Origin of the sequence: Streptomyces sp. NBC_01515, assembly GCF_045040345.1 — a bacterium.
Lineage (GTDB): Bacteria > Actinomycetota > Actinomycetes > Streptomycetales > Streptomycetaceae > Streptomyces.
Map to the genome: position 1 here is coordinate 8,660,879 of NZ_CP109416.1, position 17,916 is coordinate 8,678,794.

18 protein-coding genes are annotated in these 17,916 nt (G+C 70.5%); all 18 read right to left on the minus strand.

From position 1 onward, the window contains the following. Positions 1–741, minus strand: a complete 741-nt coding sequence (locus tag OG407_RS38790) for a sirohydrochlorin chelatase (protein ID WP_405864547.1) — start codon at positions 739–741, stop codon at positions 1–3. A gap of 6 nt (positions 742–747) precedes the next feature. Continuing rightward, positions 748–1,626, minus strand: coding sequence for an ABC transporter permease (locus OG407_RS38795; protein ID WP_405864549.1), 879 nt, complete (start codon positions 1,624–1,626; stop codon positions 748–750). Beyond that, positions 1,613–2,419, minus strand: coding sequence for an ABC transporter ATP-binding protein (locus tag OG407_RS38800; RefSeq protein WP_405864551.1), 807 nt, complete (start codon positions 2,417–2,419; stop codon positions 1,613–1,615). The genes OG407_RS38795 and OG407_RS38800 overlap by 14 nt, the downstream gene beginning before the upstream one ends. 13 nt (positions 2,420–2,432) lie before the next feature. Further along, on the minus strand, positions 2,433–3,545 hold the full coding sequence (locus OG407_RS38805; RefSeq protein ID WP_405864553.1) for an aliphatic sulfonate ABC transporter substrate-binding protein: 1,113 nt from the start codon (positions 3,543–3,545) through the stop codon (positions 2,433–2,435). A 236-nt stretch (positions 3,546–3,781) separates the two neighbouring features. Further along, positions 3,782–5,116 carry a sulfate adenylyltransferase subunit 1 gene (locus OG407_RS38810; protein ID WP_405864555.1) on the minus strand — a complete coding sequence of 445 codons (1,335 nt, stop codon included), beginning with the start codon at positions 5,114–5,116 and terminating at the stop codon, positions 3,782–3,784. Positions 5,117–5,118: 2 nt separating this feature from the next. Beyond that, positions 5,119–6,057 (minus strand): sulfate adenylyltransferase subunit CysD, encoded by a 939-nt coding sequence (cysD, locus tag OG407_RS38815; RefSeq protein ID WP_405864557.1) that lies wholly within the window; start codon positions 6,055–6,057, stop codon positions 5,119–5,121. Next, positions 6,054–6,590: an adenylyl-sulfate kinase gene (cysC, locus tag OG407_RS38820; RefSeq protein ID WP_405864559.1), complete on the minus strand. Its 537-nt coding sequence runs from the start codon at positions 6,588–6,590 to the stop codon at positions 6,054–6,056. The genes cysD and cysC overlap by 4 nt, the downstream gene beginning before the upstream one ends. 23 nt (positions 6,591–6,613) lie before the next feature. Next, positions 6,614–7,324 (minus strand): phosphoadenylyl-sulfate reductase, encoded by a 711-nt coding sequence (locus OG407_RS38825; protein ID WP_405864561.1) that lies wholly within the window; start codon positions 7,322–7,324, stop codon positions 6,614–6,616. Then, positions 7,321–7,500, minus strand: a complete 180-nt coding sequence (locus tag OG407_RS38830) for a hypothetical protein (RefSeq protein ID WP_405864563.1) — start codon at positions 7,498–7,500, stop codon at positions 7,321–7,323. Before OG407_RS38830 ends, OG407_RS38825 begins: the two co-directional genes overlap by 4 nt. Continuing rightward, a complete protein-coding gene (locus OG407_RS38835) occupies positions 7,497–9,194 on the minus strand; it encodes a nitrite/sulfite reductase (protein ID WP_405864565.1) in 1,698 nt (565 codons plus the stop codon). The genes OG407_RS38830 and OG407_RS38835 overlap by 4 nt, the downstream gene beginning before the upstream one ends. A 129-nt stretch (positions 9,195–9,323) precedes the next feature. Further along, the gene (locus OG407_RS38840; RefSeq protein WP_309500612.1) at positions 9,324–9,407 is read right to left on the minus strand and encodes a putative leader peptide; all 84 of its coding nucleotides are present in this window, start codon (positions 9,405–9,407) and stop codon (positions 9,324–9,326) included. 127 nt (positions 9,408–9,534) lie between these two features. After that, a complete protein-coding gene (locus OG407_RS38845; RefSeq protein WP_405864567.1) occupies positions 9,535–10,107 on the minus strand; it encodes a GNAT family N-acetyltransferase in 573 nt (190 codons plus the stop codon). Between the two features lie 45 nt (positions 10,108–10,152). Beyond that, entirely contained in the window at positions 10,153–11,412 is a 1,260-nt protein-coding gene (locus OG407_RS38850) for a hypothetical protein (protein ID WP_405864569.1), read from the minus strand. Between the two features lie 246 nt (positions 11,413–11,658). Further along, positions 11,659–12,945 carry a GAF domain-containing protein gene (locus tag OG407_RS38855; RefSeq protein ID WP_405864571.1) on the minus strand — a complete coding sequence of 429 codons (1,287 nt, stop codon included), beginning with the start codon at positions 12,943–12,945 and terminating at the stop codon, positions 11,659–11,661. A 205-nt stretch (positions 12,946–13,150) separates the two neighbouring features. Continuing rightward, positions 13,151–14,785, minus strand: coding sequence for an acyl-CoA dehydrogenase family protein (locus tag OG407_RS38860; protein WP_405864573.1), 1,635 nt, complete (start codon positions 14,783–14,785; stop codon positions 13,151–13,153). A 92-nt stretch (positions 14,786–14,877) separates the two neighbouring features. Continuing rightward, positions 14,878–15,852 (minus strand): 2,3-diaminopropionate biosynthesis protein SbnA, encoded by a 975-nt coding sequence (gene sbnA / locus OG407_RS38865; RefSeq protein ID WP_405864575.1) that lies wholly within the window; start codon positions 15,850–15,852, stop codon positions 14,878–14,880. A 32-nt stretch (positions 15,853–15,884) separates the two neighbouring features. Further along, positions 15,885–16,913 carry a 2,3-diaminopropionate biosynthesis protein SbnB gene (gene sbnB, locus OG407_RS38870; RefSeq protein ID WP_405864577.1) on the minus strand — a complete coding sequence of 343 codons (1,029 nt, stop codon included), beginning with the start codon at positions 16,911–16,913 and terminating at the stop codon, positions 15,885–15,887. Continuing rightward, on the minus strand, positions 16,910–17,914 hold the full coding sequence (locus OG407_RS38875) for a TauD/TfdA family dioxygenase (protein ID WP_405864579.1): 1,005 nt from the start codon (positions 17,912–17,914) through the stop codon (positions 16,910–16,912). Before OG407_RS38875 ends, sbnB begins: the two co-directional genes overlap by 4 nt. Positions 17,915–17,916: the final 2 nt, after the last annotated feature.

The window sequence follows — 17,916 nt, forward strand, 5'->3', positions numbered from 1 at the left end:
TTACGCGCCGACGGCCGCGAGCAGCGGCGCGCGGGCCGTGTCGTAGCGCTCCAGCAGGACCCGCGCCACCTCGGGCGCCGGACCCAGCACGTCGGCGAGGACGTCCGCCTCCGTCGCGCCCCGCGCGATGCGGTCGGGCAGGAAGCCGGGCGCGAGGACGTACGGCGCGACCGCGATCCGGCGGCAGCCGAGCGCCCGGAGTTCGCGGACCGCGTCCTCGGTGCGGGGGAGCGCCGCCGAGGCGAACGCGGGGCGCACGGCGCGCCAGCCGGTGTGCCACCACTCCCGCGCGAGGTCGTCGATCACCGCGATCGCCTCCGGGTCGGTGGACCCCGCCGAGGCCAGCACGATTCCGGTCGAGGACTTGTCGGCGGGCGTCAACCCGGCCTCGTAGAGCCGCCGTTCGAGCGCGCGCACCAGCAGCGGCGACGGTCCCAGTACCTCCGCCTGCCTGATCCGCAGCTGCGGCGGCGCGTCCCGCAGGACGGCGGGGATGTCCGCCTTCGCGTGGAACGCGCGGGTCAGGAGCAGCGGGAGGGCTACGACGTCACGCACGCCCTGTGCTGCCAGCGACTCCAACACGCCTTGTACGGAAGGGATGGTGAAGTCCAGGAAGCCGACCTCCACGCGCAGCCCGGGCCGCCGCGACCGTACCCGCCGCACGAGGGCGTGGACGGTCGCGGCGTGCCGCGGGTCGCGGCTGCCGTGGGCGATGACGAGGAGAACAGGCTTCTGGTGCACAGGACTTCAGCTTTTCACCAGCAGACCGCGGCTGCGCAGCACCCATCGCTCCAGTGGGCTGAAGATCAGCAAGTCGATGGCGATACCGACGAACAGGATCAGGATGATGGCCTCGAACACCATGGACATGTCGCTGTTGGTACGGCCGTTCTCCAGCAACTGGCCGAGGCCCACGCCCAGGTCCGGGAACTGGGCGATGATCTCGGCAGCCATCAGCGAGCGCCACGAGAACGCCCAGCCCTGCTTCAGGCCCGCCACATAGCCGGGGAGTGCCGCCGGCAGCGTGACGTACCAGACGCCCTTGACGCCGGTCGCGCCCATCGTGCGGCCCGCGCGCAGGAACAGCGGCGGCACCTGGTCGACGCCGGACACCAGCCCGTTGGCGATCGAGGGGACCGCGCCGAGCAGGATCACCGCGTACATCATCGAGTTGTTCAGGCCCAGCCAGATCACGGCCGGCGGCACCCACGCCACCGACGGCAGCGACTGGAGGCCGGACAGGATCGGGCCGATCGCCGCGCGCACGAACTTCACCCGCGCCACCAGCAGCCCCAGCGGGGTGCCGATCAGCAGCGCGAAGAAGAAGCCCAGCAGACCGCGCGAGACGCTGGTCCAGATGTAGCCGAGCAGATCGCCCCTCAGCCAGGCGTCCTTGAACTCGCCGCCCACGGAACTCAGCGAGGGCAGCTTGCTCGGGTCGTCGACGATCGGCGTCAGGATCAGCCACACCACGATGACCACCGCGAGCGCGACGATCGGCGGGAAGATCTTGTTGACGAAGGTCTGCCGCAGGCTCGGCCGGCCGGTGGCCGTGAACTCCAGTGCGTCCAGGCCCGCTTCGACGCTGCCGCCGTCCTTGACCGTCGTCGTCTCAGTGCTGGCCATGACGGCGGATCTCCCCACGCAGTACATCGGTGATCTCAAGGGACAGTTCGGCCACGGGCGCGTCCTCGATGCGGCGCGGCTGCGGAATGCCGACCGTCCACTCGCGGGCGATCCGGCCGGGCCGGGAGGACAGCAGGATCACCCGCTGGGCGAGTCGTACCGCCTCGCGCACGTTGTGCGTGACGAACAGGACGGACAGGCCCGTCTCGCCCCAGATACGGGTCAGTTCGTCGTGCAGGACGTCCCGCGTGATGGCGTCGAGGGCCGCGAACGGCTCGTCCATCAGCAGGATGCGGCTCTCCTGGGCGAGCGCGCGGGCCAGGGCGACCCGCTGGCGCATACCGCCGGACAGCTCGTGCACCCGCTTGCCGTACGCGTCCTGGAGCCGGACCAGTTCGAGCAGCTCCTCGGTCCTGCCGCGCCGCTCTTCCTTGGCAACTCCCCTGAGTTTCAGGGCGAGTTCGATGTTCTTGCCCGCGGTGAGCCAGGGGAACAGGGCGTGCTCCTGGAACATCAGCGCGGGGCGGCCGTCCGTCGTGATGGACCCGGTGGAGGGCTTGTCGAGGCCCGCCACCAGGTTCAGCAGGGTGGACTTGCCGCAGCCCGAGGCCCCCAGGAGGGTGACGAACTCACCCGGCGCGACATCGATGCTGATGTCGTCGAGGACGAGCTGCTGCCCGCCCGGCGTCGCGAAGGACTTCGAGACATGCTCAAGGCGTGCCGCGTGCTCGACCGACGCGGTGGTCTCCTTGGCGAGAGTCGTGGCCATGGTCGTCACCTCCTGGGAAGTCATCGGGATCCCTCGGTCAGCTCGTGCCGAGGCCGGCGGCGTCGACCGTGCTGTCGCCGTCCGCCTTGAGGACCTTGTTGAGGAGCGTCAGGTCGTAGATGCCCTTCAGGTCGGGCTTCTCCAGCAGGCCGGCCTTCACCGCGTGCGCCGCCTCGGCGTTGAGCGTCGAGGCCAGCGGGTCGTTGGTGAACTGGATCGAACTCCACGCGGGGTCAAGCACGTTGGCGGGCAGCGCCTTGCCGGAGTCGGCCTCCAGCTGCTTGTTCGCCGCGGCCTTGGCCTCGGTCGGGTTGGCGTTGATCCACTTGTTGGCCGCGACCGAGCCCTTCAGGACGGCCTCGACGACCTTCGGGTGCGCCTTCAGGAACTTCTGCGACACGATGATGTTCGTGATCACGAACTTCTTGTCGGGCCACAGCGTCGACTCGTCGAGCAGCACCTTGCCGCCCTCGGCGACCAGCTTCGACGCGGTCGGCTCCGGCACCCAGGCGCCGTCGATCGAACCGGCCTTGAAGGCGTCCGGGGTGATCTTGTTGTCGGTGCGGACGACGGTGACGTCACCCTTGCCGCTCTGCGCGTCGACCTTCCAGCCCTGGTCCGCGATCCAGTTGAGGAACGCCACGTCCTGCGTGTTGCCCAGCTGAGGCGTCGCGATCTTCTTGCCCTTGACGTCCTTCAGAGACTTGATCTTCTTCGGGTTGACGACCAGCTTCACGCCGCCCGACGCCGAACCACCGATGATCTTCAGGCTCTTGCCGTCGGACTTGGTGTACCCGTTGATCGCGGGGGAGGGGCCGATCCAACCGATGTCGATGGAGCCCGAGTTGAGCGCCTCGATCTCGGACGGGCCCGCGTTGAAGGTCGCGTAGTCGGCCTTGGTGGCGCCCAATTCCTTCTGGAACAGGCCCTGTTCACGGGCGACCAGCGCGGTCCCGTGGGTCAGGTTGCCGAAGTAGCCGATCTTCACGGAGGCGAGACCCTCGATCTTCGAGGACCCGGCGGCGACCTTCTCCTTGGAGTTGGTGCTCTTGGAGTCCGACCCGTAACCGCAGGCGGCGAGGGTGAGCAGAGGGAGCGCGGCGAACACGGCTATGCCGCGACGCAGGTAGGTCGAGCGATTGGCAGGCACGGGAGGTGTTCCTCTCGTTGGCCCGGCGGTCACGGTCTCAGCTCGTGGCCGGGAGGTCGGCAGGTCTTCGTTTTCGTCGCGTCCGGGACGGCGGGTGGGGGGACTGGGCGCGCAAGCGGTGCGCGTACGTCAGCACGCACATCGCGCCACCCCGCCCTGCCCGCTGCCGAGGGCGCCGCTGCCGACGCGGCCGCCCTCCTTCGCGAACGTGGAGTAGAAATCCGTGGAGTTCATGGTCAGAAGTCCCAACCGTCCTCGTCCGACGCGTCCTTGACCGGCTCCGGCGCCGCGAACGACTCGCCGACCATGCCGGCGGTGAGCGTGGTGCCGTCGGCCGGGTCGATCAGGATGAACGAGCCCGTACGGCGCGAGTCGGCGTACGAGTCGACCGGCAGCGGCTCCGCGGTGCGGATCTTCACCCGGCCGATGTCGTTGGCGACGAGCTGTCCCGGATGCGGGTGCAGGGACAGGTCGTCGAGCGTGAGCCGGGACGGGATGTCCTTCACGATCGCCTTCACCGTGCGGGTGCCGTGCTTGAGGAGCACCCGGTGGCCCACGGTCAGCGGCGCGTCCGCGACATGGCAGACGGTCGCCTCGATGTCCTGCGTGGTCGCCGGGGCGTCCTCGCTGGGCACGATGAGATCGCCGCGGGAGACGTCGATGTCGTCCGCCAGCAGGATCGTCACCGACTGCGTGGTCCAGGCGGTCCTGACCGGCTTGCCGAGGAGGTCGATGCCGGAGATCTTCGTGGTGCTCCCGGAGGGCAGGACCGTCACGGGGTCGCCGACGCGGAAGCTGCCGGCCGCGATCTGACCCGCGTACCCCCGGTAGTCCGGGAGGTCGGCGCTCTGCGGCCGGATCACGTACTGCACGGGCAGCCGCGCGTGGCAGCGGCTCAGGTCGTGGGCGACCGGCACCGACTCCAGGTGCTCCAGGAAGGTCGGCCCGCCGTACCAGTCCATGTTCGCGGACGGGTCCACCACGTTGTCCCCGGCCAGCGCCGAGATCGGGATCGCGGTGATCTCCGGGACGCCCAACTCGCTGGCGTACGCGGTGAATTCCTCGGCGATCGTGGCGAACACGGTCTCCTTGTACTCGACCAGGTCCATCTTGTTGACCGCGAGCACCACGTGCGGGACCCGCAGCAGCGCGGCGATCGCCGCGTGCCGCCGGGTCTGCTCGACGACACCGTTGCGGGCGTCGACGAGGATCACCGTCAGCTCGGCCGTGGAGGCACCCGTCACCATGTTGCGGGTGTACTGCACGTGACCGGGCGTGTCGGCGAGGATGAACCGGCGCCGGGGCGTGGCGAAGTAGCGGTACGCCACGTCGATCGTGATGCCCTGCTCCCGCTCGGCCCGCAGCCCGTCGGTGAGCAGCGCGAGGTCGGGACCGTCCTGGCCGCGATCGGCCGACACCCGCTGCACGGCTTCGAGTTGGTCGGTCAGCACCGACTTGGAGTCGTGCAACAGCCGTCCCACGAGGGTGGACTTGCCGTCGTCGACGGAACCCGCCGTGGCGAACCGCAGCAGCGTGGTGGCCGAGAGCTCCTCGGTCGTGATGGTGCTCATGGTTAGAAGTACCCCTCGCGCTTGCGGTCTTCCATCGCGGCCTCGGACATCTTGTCGTCGGCACGCGTCGCGCCCCGCTCGGTCAGCCGGGACGCCGCGATCTCGGTGATGACCTGCTCCAGCGTCACCGCGTCGGAGTCGACGGCACCGGTGCACGACATGTCACCCACGGTCCGGTACCGGATGAGCCGCTTCTCGACGGTCTCGCCCGCCTTCGGCCCGCCCCACTCACCGGCGGTCAGCCACATGCCGTCCCGCGCGAACACCTCACGCTCGTGCGCGAAGTAGATCTCGGGCAGCTCGATGCCCTCACGGGCGATGTACTGCCAGACGTCCAGCTCGGTCCAGTTGGAGAGCGGGAAGACGCGGACGTGTTCGCCGGGTGCGTGGCGTCCGTTGTAGAGGTTCCACAGCTCGGGGCGCTGGCGACGGGGGTCCCACTGCGAGAACTCGTCGCGAAGGCTGAACACCCGCTCCTTGGCGCGCGCCTTCTCTTCATCCCTACGTCCGCCGCCGAAGACCGCGTCGAACTTCTCGCTCTGGATCTTCTCCGTCAACGGCACGGTCTGCAGCGGGTTCCGGGTCCCGTCGGGGCGTTCGCGCAGCACACCGCGGTCGATGTAGTCCTGTACGGAGGCCACATGCAGACGCAGCCCGTGCTTCTCGACCGTGCGGTCCCGGTATTCAAGGACCTCGGGGAAGTTGTGTCCGGTGTCCACATGCAGCAGCGTGAACGGCACCGGCGCGGGCGCGAACGCCTTCAGCGCGAGGTGCAGCATGACGATGGAGTCCTTGCCGCCGGAGAAGAGGATCACCGGCCGCTCGAACTCGCCCGCCACCTCGCGGAAGATGTGCACCGCCTCGGACTCAAGGGCGTCCAGGTGGGAGAGTGCGTACGGCGTGTCCGTACCGTCCTCGGCCTTGGCAACGGTCGCGGTCATGCCAGTCCCCTCTCGGTGAGCAGCGCGTGGACAGCCGCCGCCGACTCCTGCACGGTCTGGTGCTGCGACTCGATCCGCAGGTCCGGCGACTCGGGCTCCTCGTACGGGTCGTCGACCCCGGTGAGCCCGGTCAGTTCACCGGCGGCCTGCTTGGCGTAGAGATCCTTCACATCGCGTACGGAGCACACGTCGACGGGGGTCGCCACATGCACCTCGATGTAGCCGGCGCCGCTCTCCTGGTGCCGCTTGCGGACGGCCTCGCGGCTGTCGGTGTACGGCGCGATGACCGGGACGAGCGCCAACACACCGTTGCGGGCGAGCAGTTCGGCGAGGAAGCCGATGCGCTGCACGTTGGTGTGCCGGTCCTCGCGGCTGAAGCCGAGGCCCGCGGAGATGAACTCGCGGATCTCGTCGCCGTCGAGCACCTCGACGAGGTGGCCCTCCTCGCGCAGCCGGCCGGCCAGCTCGTACGCGATGGTGGTCTTGCCGGCACTCGGCAGTCCGGTGAGCCAGACGGTGGCTCCGGTCGTCACGTGCGACTCCTTCTCGGTGATGGTCATTCGTGCAGCCCGCACTCGGTCTTCCCGCGCCCCGCCCAGCGGCCGGCGCGTGCGTCCTCGCCCTCCAGGACCCGGCGGGTGCAGGGCGCGCAGCCGACGGACGCGTAGCCGTCCATCAGCAACGGGTTGGTCAGCACGCCGTGTTCGGCGACGTACGCGTCCACGTCGTCCTGCGTCCAGCGGGCGATGGGGGAGACCTTGACCTTCCGGCGCTTCTCGTCCCAGCCGACGACCGGGGTGTTGGCCCGGGTCGGGGACTCGTCGCGGCGCAGCCCGGTCGCCCAGGCCGTGTACTTGGTCAGGCCCTGCTCCAGCGGCTGCACCTTGCGGAGCTTGCAGCACAAGTCCGGGTCGCGGTCGTGCAGTCGGGGGCCGTACTCGGCGTCCTGCTCGGCGACGGACTGGCGCGGGGTGAGCGTGATGACGTTGACGTCCATCACGGCCTCGACCGCGTCGCGGGTGCCGATGGTCTCGGGGAAGTGGTAGCCGGTGTCGAGGAACACCACGTCGACGCCGGGCATCGCGCGGGAGGCGAGGTGGGCCACCACCGCGTCCTCCATCGAGGAGGTCACACAGAACTGTTTGCCGAAGGTGGTGACCGCCCACTGGAGGATCTCCAGCGCGGAGGCGTCCTCCAGGTCGCGGCCCGCCTGCTCGGCAAGGGCCTTCAAGTCGTCGGTGGGGCGCGCTTTCTGAGTCGTCGTCATATCTCGTCTCCCCCTGCGTCGGTCTGCCGGAGCCCCCGGGCGAGGAGCCCGAGGAACTTCAGCTGAAAGGCCCGATTGCATGCCGCGCATTCCCATGCGCCATGGCCCTGCTCGTTGGGACGCAGGTCCTCGTCACCGCAGTAGGGGCAGTAGAAGGGGGCGGCCCGGTCGCTCACGACAGGGCCTCCTCGGAGGCGCGGGTGGCCCAGACGGCGAAGCGCTCGCCGTCCTCGCGCTCCTGCTGGAACCGGGTGAGGACCCGCTCGACGTAGTCGGGCAGTTCCTCCGAAGTGACCTTCAGGCCACGGACCTTGCGGCCGAAGCCGGCCTCCAGACCGAGGGCGCCGCCGAGGTGCACCTGGAAGCCCTCGACCTGCTCGCCCTGGTCGTTGAGGACCAACTGGCCCTTGAGACCGATGTCCGCGACCTGGATACGGGCGCAGGCGTTCGGGCAGCCGTTGATGTTGATGGTGATCGGCTCGTCGAACTCCGGGATGCGGCGCTCCAGTTCGTCGATGAGCGTGATGCCGCGCTGCTTGGTCTCGACGATCGCGAGCTTGCAGTACTCGATGCCGGTGCAGGCCATCGTGCCGCGCCGGAAGGGGGAGGGCTTGGCGGTGAGGCCGAGCGCTTCGAGACCCTCGACCAGGGACTCGATCCGCCCCTCCTCGACATCGAGCACGATCATCTTCTGCTCGACCGTCGTACGCAGCCGGCCCGAGCCGTGTGACTGGGCCAGCTCGGCGATCTTCGTGAGCGTGGTGCCGTCGACGCGGCCGACGCGCGGGGCGAAACCGACGTAGAACAGGCCGTCCTGCTGGCGGTGGACGCCGACGTGGTCGCGCCAGCGCTGGACCGGCTGCGCGGGGGCGGGGCCGTCGACGAGCTTGCGCTTGAGGTACTCGTCCTCCAGGACCTGGCGGAACTTCTCCTGGCCCCAGTCGGCGACGAGGAACTTCAGGCGGGCGCGGGTGCGCAGCCGCCGGTAGCCGTAGTCGCGGAAGATGCCGATCACGCCGGCCCAGACGTCCGGGACCTCGTCCAGCGGGACCCAGGCGCCGAGCCGGACGCCGATCTTCGGGTTGGTGGACAGACCGCCGCCGACCCACAGGTCGAAACCGGGGCCGTGCTCGGGGTGGTTGACGCCGACGAACGCGATGTCGTTGATCTCGTGGGCGACGTCCAGGAGCGGGGATCCTGAGATCGCCGTCTTGAACTTGCGCGGGAGGTTGGAGAATTCCTTGGTGCCGATGTAGAGGCGGTGGATCTCGTCGATGGCCGAGCTGCCGTCGATGATCTCGTCCTCGGCGATGCCGGCGACCGGGGAGCCGAGGATGGTGCGGGGTGTGTCGCCGCAGGCCTCGGTGGTGGAGAGACCGACCGCCTCCAGGCGGTTCCAGATCTCGGGCACGTCCTCGATGCGGATCCAGTGGTACTGCACGTTCTGCCGGTCCGTGAGGTCGGCCGTGCCGCGCGCGAACTCCTGCGAGATCTCGCCGATCACGCGCAGCTGGTCCGTGGTCAGCCGGCCGCCGTCGATCCGGACGCGCAGCATGAAGTACTTGTCGTCCAGCTCCTCCGGCTCCAGGATCGCGGTCTTGCCGCCGTCGATCCCGGGCTTGCGCTGGGTGTACAGCCCCCACCAGCGCATACGGCCGCGGAGGTCGTTCGGGTCGATCGAGTCGAACCCGCGCTTGGAGTAGATCGTCTCAATGCGTGTCCGCACATTGAGACCGTCGTCGTCCTTCTTGAACTGCTCGTTGCCGTTGAGCGGGGTGAAGTGTCCGGCTGCCCACTGACCCTCACCGCGGTGACGGCTCACCTTGCGGCGGGGCGCTGCGGCTGCAGGGTTCTCAGGGGTGGCGGCCATGGTTCTACGTCCTCCGGGACAGGCGGGTGATCGGCTCTGACCTGCGTGTACGGGCGCATACGGGCATACGCGCGCGTCTTTGCGCAGTATGAGGCAGATACGGGGAAAACCGGCGGTGCTGCGGCTCGGCTAGCCCGCCGGACAGATGGCGCTGGACATGCGGCCGAGGTCGACGTGCCGCCGACTCACCAAGGCAATTCCAGTTCCGGACATGACGGAAGCGTGTCACGGCGTTCTGGACACAGTCCAGCTTCGTCCGCCATGCGGACACCCTGGTCCCGCTATGTGAGACGAGGGTGTCATCGGTCACAAGCCGCGCACGCTGTCTTGTCGGCGCAGGTCAGACGCGGTAGGCGCCCGGCCAGGGGCCCGGGGTGGGCGCCTGTGTCACCTCCTCGACCTGCGTGTCGAAGAGCTTGAAGCCCCGGCGCTGATAGTTGTCCATCGCATGCACCCCGTCCAGGCTGCAGGTATGCAGCCAGACCCGCTTCGTGGGGGCCCGCCCGGGCCAGCGGTCGGCGAGGTCCCAGGCACGGGCGGCGCCGTAGGAGAGGAGGTGGCCGCCGAGGCGGCGGCCGCGGAAGGCGGGGACCAGACCGAAGTAGACGATCTCGACGACGCCGTCGTCCTGCGGCTCCAGTTCCACGTACCCGCCGGGCGTGCCCCGGTCGTACACGACCCAGGTCTCCACGCCCGGCCGGTCCAGGTGCTCCTGCCACTGCGCGAACGTCCAGTGCAGCCGGTCGATCCAGAGGATGTCCCCGCCCACGGACGCGTACAGATAGCGGCTGAACTCGGGGGAGGAGACCTCGGAGCGGGCGATCCGCACGTCCCCCTCCGGCGCGATGGCCGGGAGGAGGTCGCTCGGGTCGGTCTGCTCCAGGGACCAGGTGGTCACCGGCATGTTCGTCATGCCCGTCAGGGAATCATCCGGCCAGGGGATCTGTCGATCGGATGATCAACCGAGCGAGCTGTCGATCGAGTTCAGCGGCAGCGCGAACAGCATCCGCCCCGACACCGACCAGACCTCGCCGGTCTCCTGCCAGTAGGAGAGGGAGTCGGTCTGCGGGCTCCAGCACTGGTGCGTCTCGTCGGCCCCGCACTCGGTGGCCTTCGCGCCGCGGGTGTCCTGGCGCCACATCGAGCCCCGGCCGCCGTCGTTCCCGGCCGCGCCGCCCACGTACCAGGCGGACCCGTTCGTGAGCACGCCACCTGCGCCGTCGACCTTCGTCGCGTACGCCTCGTCGGCGGTCGCGCGCCCCGCCGAGTCGGTGGCGAGCAGCCCCGGACGCGCGGGATCCCCGCTGAAGGAGTAGCGCCACAGCCGCTTCGACCCGCTCGCGACCAGACTGTCCGGCACGGTGCTCCGGTCCAGGGACAGACCCGCGGGCCGTACGGCCGCCTTGCCGCCGGCCAGCCGGTACGACCCGACCGCGGGCAGCACATACCGGTACCCGGCCGCCGACCAGCCCTCGCGCACCCGGCCGACCGCGGAGGCCGTCACCGTGGTGCGCTGGATGCGGTTCATGTCGTACACGTACAGCGCGTCGCGGGTCCCGCTGGTGGTCGTGACCAGGAGCTTGTCCTCGTACCAGACCATGCCGGAGATCTTGGAGACGAGCCCTCGATAGTTCCGGCCGCCGTCCGTCGGTACGGCGAGGAGGGCCCAGGTGTAGGTGAGATGCGCGGTGTCGGCGGCGTTCACGAAGGCGACCCTGGCCAGGCCGCGGGTGTTCGCGCTCCAGCCGGAGAGGATCACCCGGTTCGAGCCCCACCAGCCGTCCTCGTCGGCGTCGCCCGAGGTGGTCACCGAGCGTGGTGTCCAGGCGGGGTCGGCCGCGTCGCCGCTGTCCCAGCAGTACGCGCGGGTTGCCGCAGGTTCGACGGGCAGCGCCGACTTCTCGTCGGTCGTGCAGTCCGCGGCGTCGCGCAGGGTGTGGTCGGCGCTCTCCAGGACGGTGCCGACACCCACCGGGCGGCCCATCGCCGAGGAGAGCCGGTCCAGGGACCGCTGTGGCTCCAGATGCTCCCGCAGCCGCAACGCGCTCATGTCGGAGGCCGAGGTGAGGGGCTTCAGCGCCCCGGGATCGGAACCGACCGTCGCCTGCGAGGCGCTGATCATCGTCGCGGCCGCGGTGAGGCCGAGCGCGGCCCCGGTAAGCACGGCGCGCAGCGCCCTGCCCCGCCTGCGCCGGCGATGTCGCCCACGTGCACTCATAGTGTCCTCCCGAGGCGAGCCAACTGCGCCTGGTGATCCGTGCGTTGACCAGGGAGCAGGTGGGGTGGCCCGTAGAGGGATGCTACGGCAGTCAGGGCCGCCCCAGGGGTAAGACCCCGCAAATATGCGGAAGATGCAGCCGGACGCGCCTTTTGCGCCACCTGTCCGCAGCAGCGCCCTGACCCGCGCTTCCGCCTCCGGCAGGCTCCCGCCGTCCGGGCCGCGGCACATAAACCGACTTCTCCGCTACGGCACTTGGGCCGACGTCCGTCCCCTGGTCACCCCGGGTGCCGTCGAGTGCGGCAGCAGCTCGCGCGGGTCGTCCGGCAGCAGCACCTCGACCTCGGCGTCCTCGCGGAACCGGTACGGCCGGTGCTCCAGGAGCGCCCCGAGATACCGCCGTACCCGAGACATCTCGGCACGCACCGTCACCGTGCGGCCCTGGTCGCCGAACATGTCCTCGGCCAGGGCCGCCGCGCTGCGGCCGGTGCGGTGCAGGGCCAGGAGGTACAGCAACTCGGCGTGCCGGGGGCTCAGTTCACGGGTCCAGGAGCCCGCGCTGCCGTAGACCGTCACCGACCAGCGGCGCGGCAGGGCGAGGTCGAGGACGATCCGGGCGGCGCCGGGCAGCGGTTCGTCGGCGGCACGGACCAACCAGCCCCCGGCCAGCGGCTCCAGCGAGCACAGTCCGAGCGACGGCAGCCAACGGCGTCCCCCGGAGGGCGACTTGGGCAGCGCGATCCGCTTCACGTACGGCATCCCGGTGACCGCGGCCGTCCAGCCGTCCCGGTCCACCACCAGGGCCTGCCCGCCGATGCGGGGCAGGATCGGCGCCGCCACCGCGCGCAGCCGCTCCAGCGAGGTCATGTGCAGCTCACGCAGCCGGGCCTCGGCGAGCTTGGCCACCGAGTCGACCCAGGCGAGGGTGGCCGGGTGCATGGTCTCCAGCGGGCCGCTCACATCGACGACACCGATCAGCCGGCCGTCCCTGGGGTCGGTGATCGGCGCGCCCGCGCAGGTGAACGAGGCCAGCGCGCGCGAGAGATGCTCGCCGGCGAAGACCTGTACGGGCCGCCGGACGACCGCCGGAGTGCCCACGCCGTTGGTGCCGACGACGTCCTCGCGCCAGTCGGTGCCGACCTCGATGCCGACCTCGTCGGCCTTGCGCAGCACGGCGGCGCTGCCCTCCCGCCACAGCGCCCGGCCCTCGTCGTCGGCGACCAGCACGATGTGGTGGGCGGCGTCCGCGACCGACACCAGACCCTCCCGCAGCACCGGCAGGACATGCCTCAACGGGCTTGTCCCACGCCGCCGTTCGACCTCCTCGCGGGACAGCAGCCCGGTCCGCAGATCGTGGTCCGGGTGGGTCCCGCCGCGTAACGCGCGCTCCCAGGACTCCTCGATCACCGGGCGCGGAACGGTGCGGGCGCGCTGTCCGAAGGGCGTGGCGTACCGGGCGTCGCTCAGCATCCGGGCCGTCCGCGCCGCGTCGACGGTGGTGCGCCGCGGCAGTCCGGCCGGCGGGTTCGCCATGGGTCCTTCTCTCCGGTCCCGTATCGACTGTTGGTCTCATAGTGCCGCTCCGCGGTGACGGAGGGAGACAGTCCGGACACAGAAGCCGCCAAGTTGCAACCCTCTGCAACCCTGGTGAACAGCCGTACGGTGTCTGAAACTTGTCCCAGCTGCGAGGGTGGTGCCGTGTCGGCGCAGCACCACCCTCGCGTTGTGCCGGTGCTGTTCAGACCGTCGGCCGGGCCCGTTCCACGATCGACGTGAGGTCCAGGCTCGGCGGCAGGGTGCCGAACGCGGAGCCCCAGTCGCCGCCCAGCCGGGAGGCGCAGAACGCGTCGGCGACCTCCGGCGGCGCGTGCCGCACGAGCAGCGCTCCCTGCAACACCAGCGCCATCCGCTCGACCACGCGCCGGGCGCGCCCCTCGATGCCCTCCAGGTCGGCGAACTCGGCGAGCAGGTTCTTCATCGCCCCGTCCAGCCGGTGATCGGCGCCGCGCACCCGGCCGACCTCCACCAGGAAGGCGTTCAGCGCCTGCGGTTCACGCTGCAACGCCCGCAGGACGTCGAGGGCCTGGATGTTCCCGGCGCCCTCCCAGACCGAGTTGAGCGGTGACTCCCGTACCAGGCGCGGCAGTCCGGACTCCTCGACGTATCCGTTGCCGCCCAGGCACTCCGCCGCCTCGACCGTGAGCGGCGAACAGCGCTTGGTCACCCAGTACTTGGCGGCCGGGACCGCCAACCGCAGGAACGCCAGCTCCTGTTCGCCGCCGTCGTCGTAGGCCGCCGCGAGCCGCAGCGCGAGCGTGGTGGCCGCCTCCGACTCCAGGGCGAGGTCGGCCAGCACGTTGCGCATCAGCGGCTTGTCCATGAGCTTGCCGCCGAACGCCTCGCGGTGGGCGGCGTGATGGACGGCCTGCGCGACCGCCTGCCGCATCAGACCGGCCGAGCCGAGCACACAGTCGAGCCGGGTCGCCGCGACCATCCCGATGATGGCCCGTACGCCGGCGCCCTCGTCACCGACCCGGCGGGCCCACGTGCCGTCGAACTCGACCTCGGCGGAGGCGTTCGACCGGTTGCCGAGCTTGTCCTTGAGCCGCTGGAGGAGGAACACGTTGCGTGTGCCGTCCGCCAGCACCCGGGGCACCAGGAAACAGGTCAGCCCGCCCGGTGCCTGCGCCAGCACGAGGAAACCGTCGGACATCGGCGCCGAGCAGAACCACTTGTGTCCGGTCAGCTCGTACGTCCCGTCCTCGGCGAGCGGACGCGCCTCCGTCGTGTTGGCGCGGACGTCGCTGCCGCCCTGCTTCTCCGTCATGCCCATCCCGAAGACCACCCCGGCCTTGAGACGGGCGGGCCGCAGTTCACGGTCGTAGACCATGGACGTCAGCCGGGGCTCCCACTCCGCGGCGAGCGCGGGGTCGGCGCGCAGGGCGGGCACCGCCGCGTGGGTCATCGACAGCGGGCAGACGTTGCCCGCGTCGACCTGGGTCCAGACCAGGAGTCCGGCGGCCCGCCGCACATGTCCGGCGGGGCGGTTCCAGGCGCCCGTCAGCCCGGCCGACACGCCCTTGCCGAGCAGCCGGTGCCAGGCCGGATGGAACTCGACCTCGTCGATCCGGTGGCCGTAACGGTCGTGGGTGCGCAGGCCCGGGGGGTTGTCGTTGGCCTGCGCACCCCACTCCTGGACCTGGGCCGAGCCGGCGGCGCGGCCCAGTGCGGAGAGGTCCTCGCGGACCTCGTCCAGCAGCCCGGGTGCCGTGTGCCGTTCGACCGCCGCCGTCAGGACGCGGTCGGCGGTGAAGACGTCGTATCCGACCAGTGGGGGAGTCTGGTTCGTCACGGTGTGGGTGGTGCGTGCCATGGCTGGAACCTACCCGTGGGGACGGCGGCGGTCTGGATCTCCACCCTGCGGTGCGGTGGATCTCCACCCTGGCACAACCGCCGTCGCGGGCGTCAGGCCGAGCGGGACATGGCCGCCAGCATCGCGGTCTCGGGCACCTCCTCCTCCAGCCAGCCGGTGCGGTACACCGTGTCCAGATAGCGTTCGCCCAGGTCAGGGGCTATCGCCACCGCCGTCGTGCCGTGCCGGCCGTTCCGCGCGAGCCACTGCTCGGCCCCGCTGACGACCGTGCCCGTGGACCCGCCGAACAGGAAGCCCCGCGCGGCCAGCCGACGGCAGGTCGCCACGGTGTCCGGCTCCCCGACATGGATCACGTCGTCGATGTACGACGTGTCGAGGAAGGGTGGCGCCACGCTGGTGCCCAAACCCGGGATCATCCGCGGCCCGGCCTCCCCGCCGAACGTGACCGAACCGGCCGCGTCCACGGCGACGATCCGCACCCGGCGCCGCCACTGCCAGAACCAGCGCGCGCAGCCCATCAGCGTCCCGGTGGTGCCGGCGCCGACGAACAGCACGTCCAGCTGCGGGAACCGGCGGGCGATGGCGGGTGCCGTGGTGCGGTAGTGCGCCCGCCAATTCCCTTGGTTCGTGTACTGGTTGAGCCACACGTACCGCTCGTCGGAGGCGCACAGCGCCCGCACGTACGCGATCCTGGCGCCCAGGAAACCGCCGTGCGCGTCGGGCTGGTCGATGACGTGCACCCGGCTCCCGAGCGCCTCCATCAGCTGCACCGTCGGTACGTTGCAGCGTCTGTCGGTGATGCAGAGGAACCCGTAACCGCGGCTCGCCGCGAGCACGCTCAGGGCCACTCCCAGGTTGCCGGACGACGACTCGACCAGCACCGAGCCGGGCCGCAGGATGCCGGCCCGCTCGGCGGCGTCCACCATCTCGGTGGCGGCCTTGAGCTTGACCGAGCCGGCGAAGTTGAACCCCTCGCACTTCAGATAGAGCGGCAGTTCCAGTGCTGCCCGCAGGTCGACGTAGAGGTCGTCCTCGTTGAACTCCGCGGGATCGGAAATAACAGCCATGTTTTCCCCCTAGTGGTGCGCCACGATCGCCGTCAGCCGTACCGGCGCAGCTCGTGGAAGAACCCGTCGACGACGTGGAGTTCGCCCCGTCGGACCACTCCGTCATGGACGAACCTGCCGACCGCGAGGTCGAGCACCCCCAGCCCGAAGGGCGAGAACACCACCGTCCGGTCGGCCGGTACGCGCACGCGCCCGGTCAGTACGTCGTCCAGCGTGCCGTCGATGAACTCCCGCCCCCCGGTGGCCTGTTCGGCCAGGTGCGGTGACGTGTCGGCCTTCAGGCAGTGCTCGACGTCGTCCACGAAGTTCGCGGACGCGAGCAGGATCGCCGGGTCGAGATCCCGCAACGACACGTGCAGGACCAGCGGATGATGGTCGAACCAGGCCGGATCGTGCACATGCGGCGAGCCGGCGATCGTCGCGAACACCAGCAAGTCGCTGGAGCGGACCAGGCTTTCGGCCTTGTCGTGCACGGTGACCCGCCCCGGCGCACCCGACCGCTCCAGGTACCCCCGGAACCCCTCCGCGCTGTCCGCGGACAGGTCGTACACACCCGTCTCCTCGAACTCCCAGCCGGTGGCGCGGAGATGGGTGTGGATGTAGCGGGCGATCAGGCCCGTCCCCACGAACCCGACCCGCAACGGCCGTTCGCGCCCCTGGCTGAGCCTGTCGGCCGCGAGCGCCGCCGAACTCGCCGTACGGGTCGCGCTGATCACCGAACTCTCCAGGCAGGCGTACGGGTAGCCGGTGTCCGGGTCGTTGAGGATCAGCACCGCCGAGGCCCTGGGCAGCCCCGACCCGGTGTTCCCCGGGAAACTGGAGATCCACTTCAGCCCGTCCACCCGCAACGGCCCGCCCAGCGAGGCCGGCAGCGCGATGATCCGGGACGACGGGCGGTCCGGGAAGCGCAGGAAGTACGACGGCGGGTTCACCGAGTCGCCCGCGCCGTGCAGCCGGTAGGTGGCCTCCACGAGGGCGGCGATCTCCGACTCCCGCCCGGCCAGGGCCTGTTGGACCTGCTCGCCGCTGATGACCGAGAACGACGGTGTGCCGACGCTCATGCCGCCCTCCCGCCGGCCGACGGGGCGAGGTCCGTCAGGCGCACCGGATCGCCGAGCCCGGCGAGCACCTCGCGCGGCCCCTCGAACGGCTCCCTGCCGTGCGCGGTACGGATGTTGTCCACCAGCAGCAGGTCCCCGGAGCGCCACGGCTCGCGCCGCACGTGCCGGTCGTAGGCCTCGTTGACGGCCGTCACGATGCCCGCGTCGATCGGATCGCTGTTCCCGAAGCGGGTGTTGAAGGGGAGCGCGTCGGCGCCGTAGACGTCGACGAGGTACTCGCGGACCTCGGGTTCCATCGTCCACTCGTTCAGGAACGCGATCTGGTTGAACCAGCAGCGGCGCCCTGTGACCGGGTGGCGGAGGACGGCGGCGCGGCGCTGGCGGGTGCGCAGCGAACCGTCGTGCTGCCAGGCGAACTCGATGCCCTGGGTGCGGCAGTAACGTTCCACGACGGCACGGTCGTCGGTGCCGAAGGCCTCGGCGACCGACGCCCCGATCTCCTCGTGGTACGTCCGCGTCAGCATCCAGCCCTCCCGCTCGAACCGCTCCATCAGCGGCGCGGGCAGCGACTGGAGGACGGCCTCGGCGTCGGCGACCGGGGTCGCGCCGCCCTCCGTCGGCGCCTCCAGGCAGGCGAAGAGCAGCAGGCCGGGGAAGTCCAGGGCGTAGCTCAACTCGTGGTGCTGGCACATCGGTTGGTCGGTCGGCCACTTCGTGGCGGAGTACACGCCCTCCGCGTACGTACGGCGGGGCGCGAACGGCTCCCGGTCCGCCATCAGGGAGTCGGTGAGCCGCCGGAAGACGGTCTCGGCCCCGGCCGGGTCGGCGAGACCGAGCCCGCGGACCAGGACGCAGCCGTGCTCGGCGACGACGGCCCGCAGTGCGTCACGGTGCCCGGCGGCCCAGCCGACCGGGTCGCCGCCTACATCGGCGTGCAGCAGCGGTGGGCGGTCCGGGCTCAGGGCGACGGAGTTGAGCAGCGTCGCGGAAGAGAGCGACATCT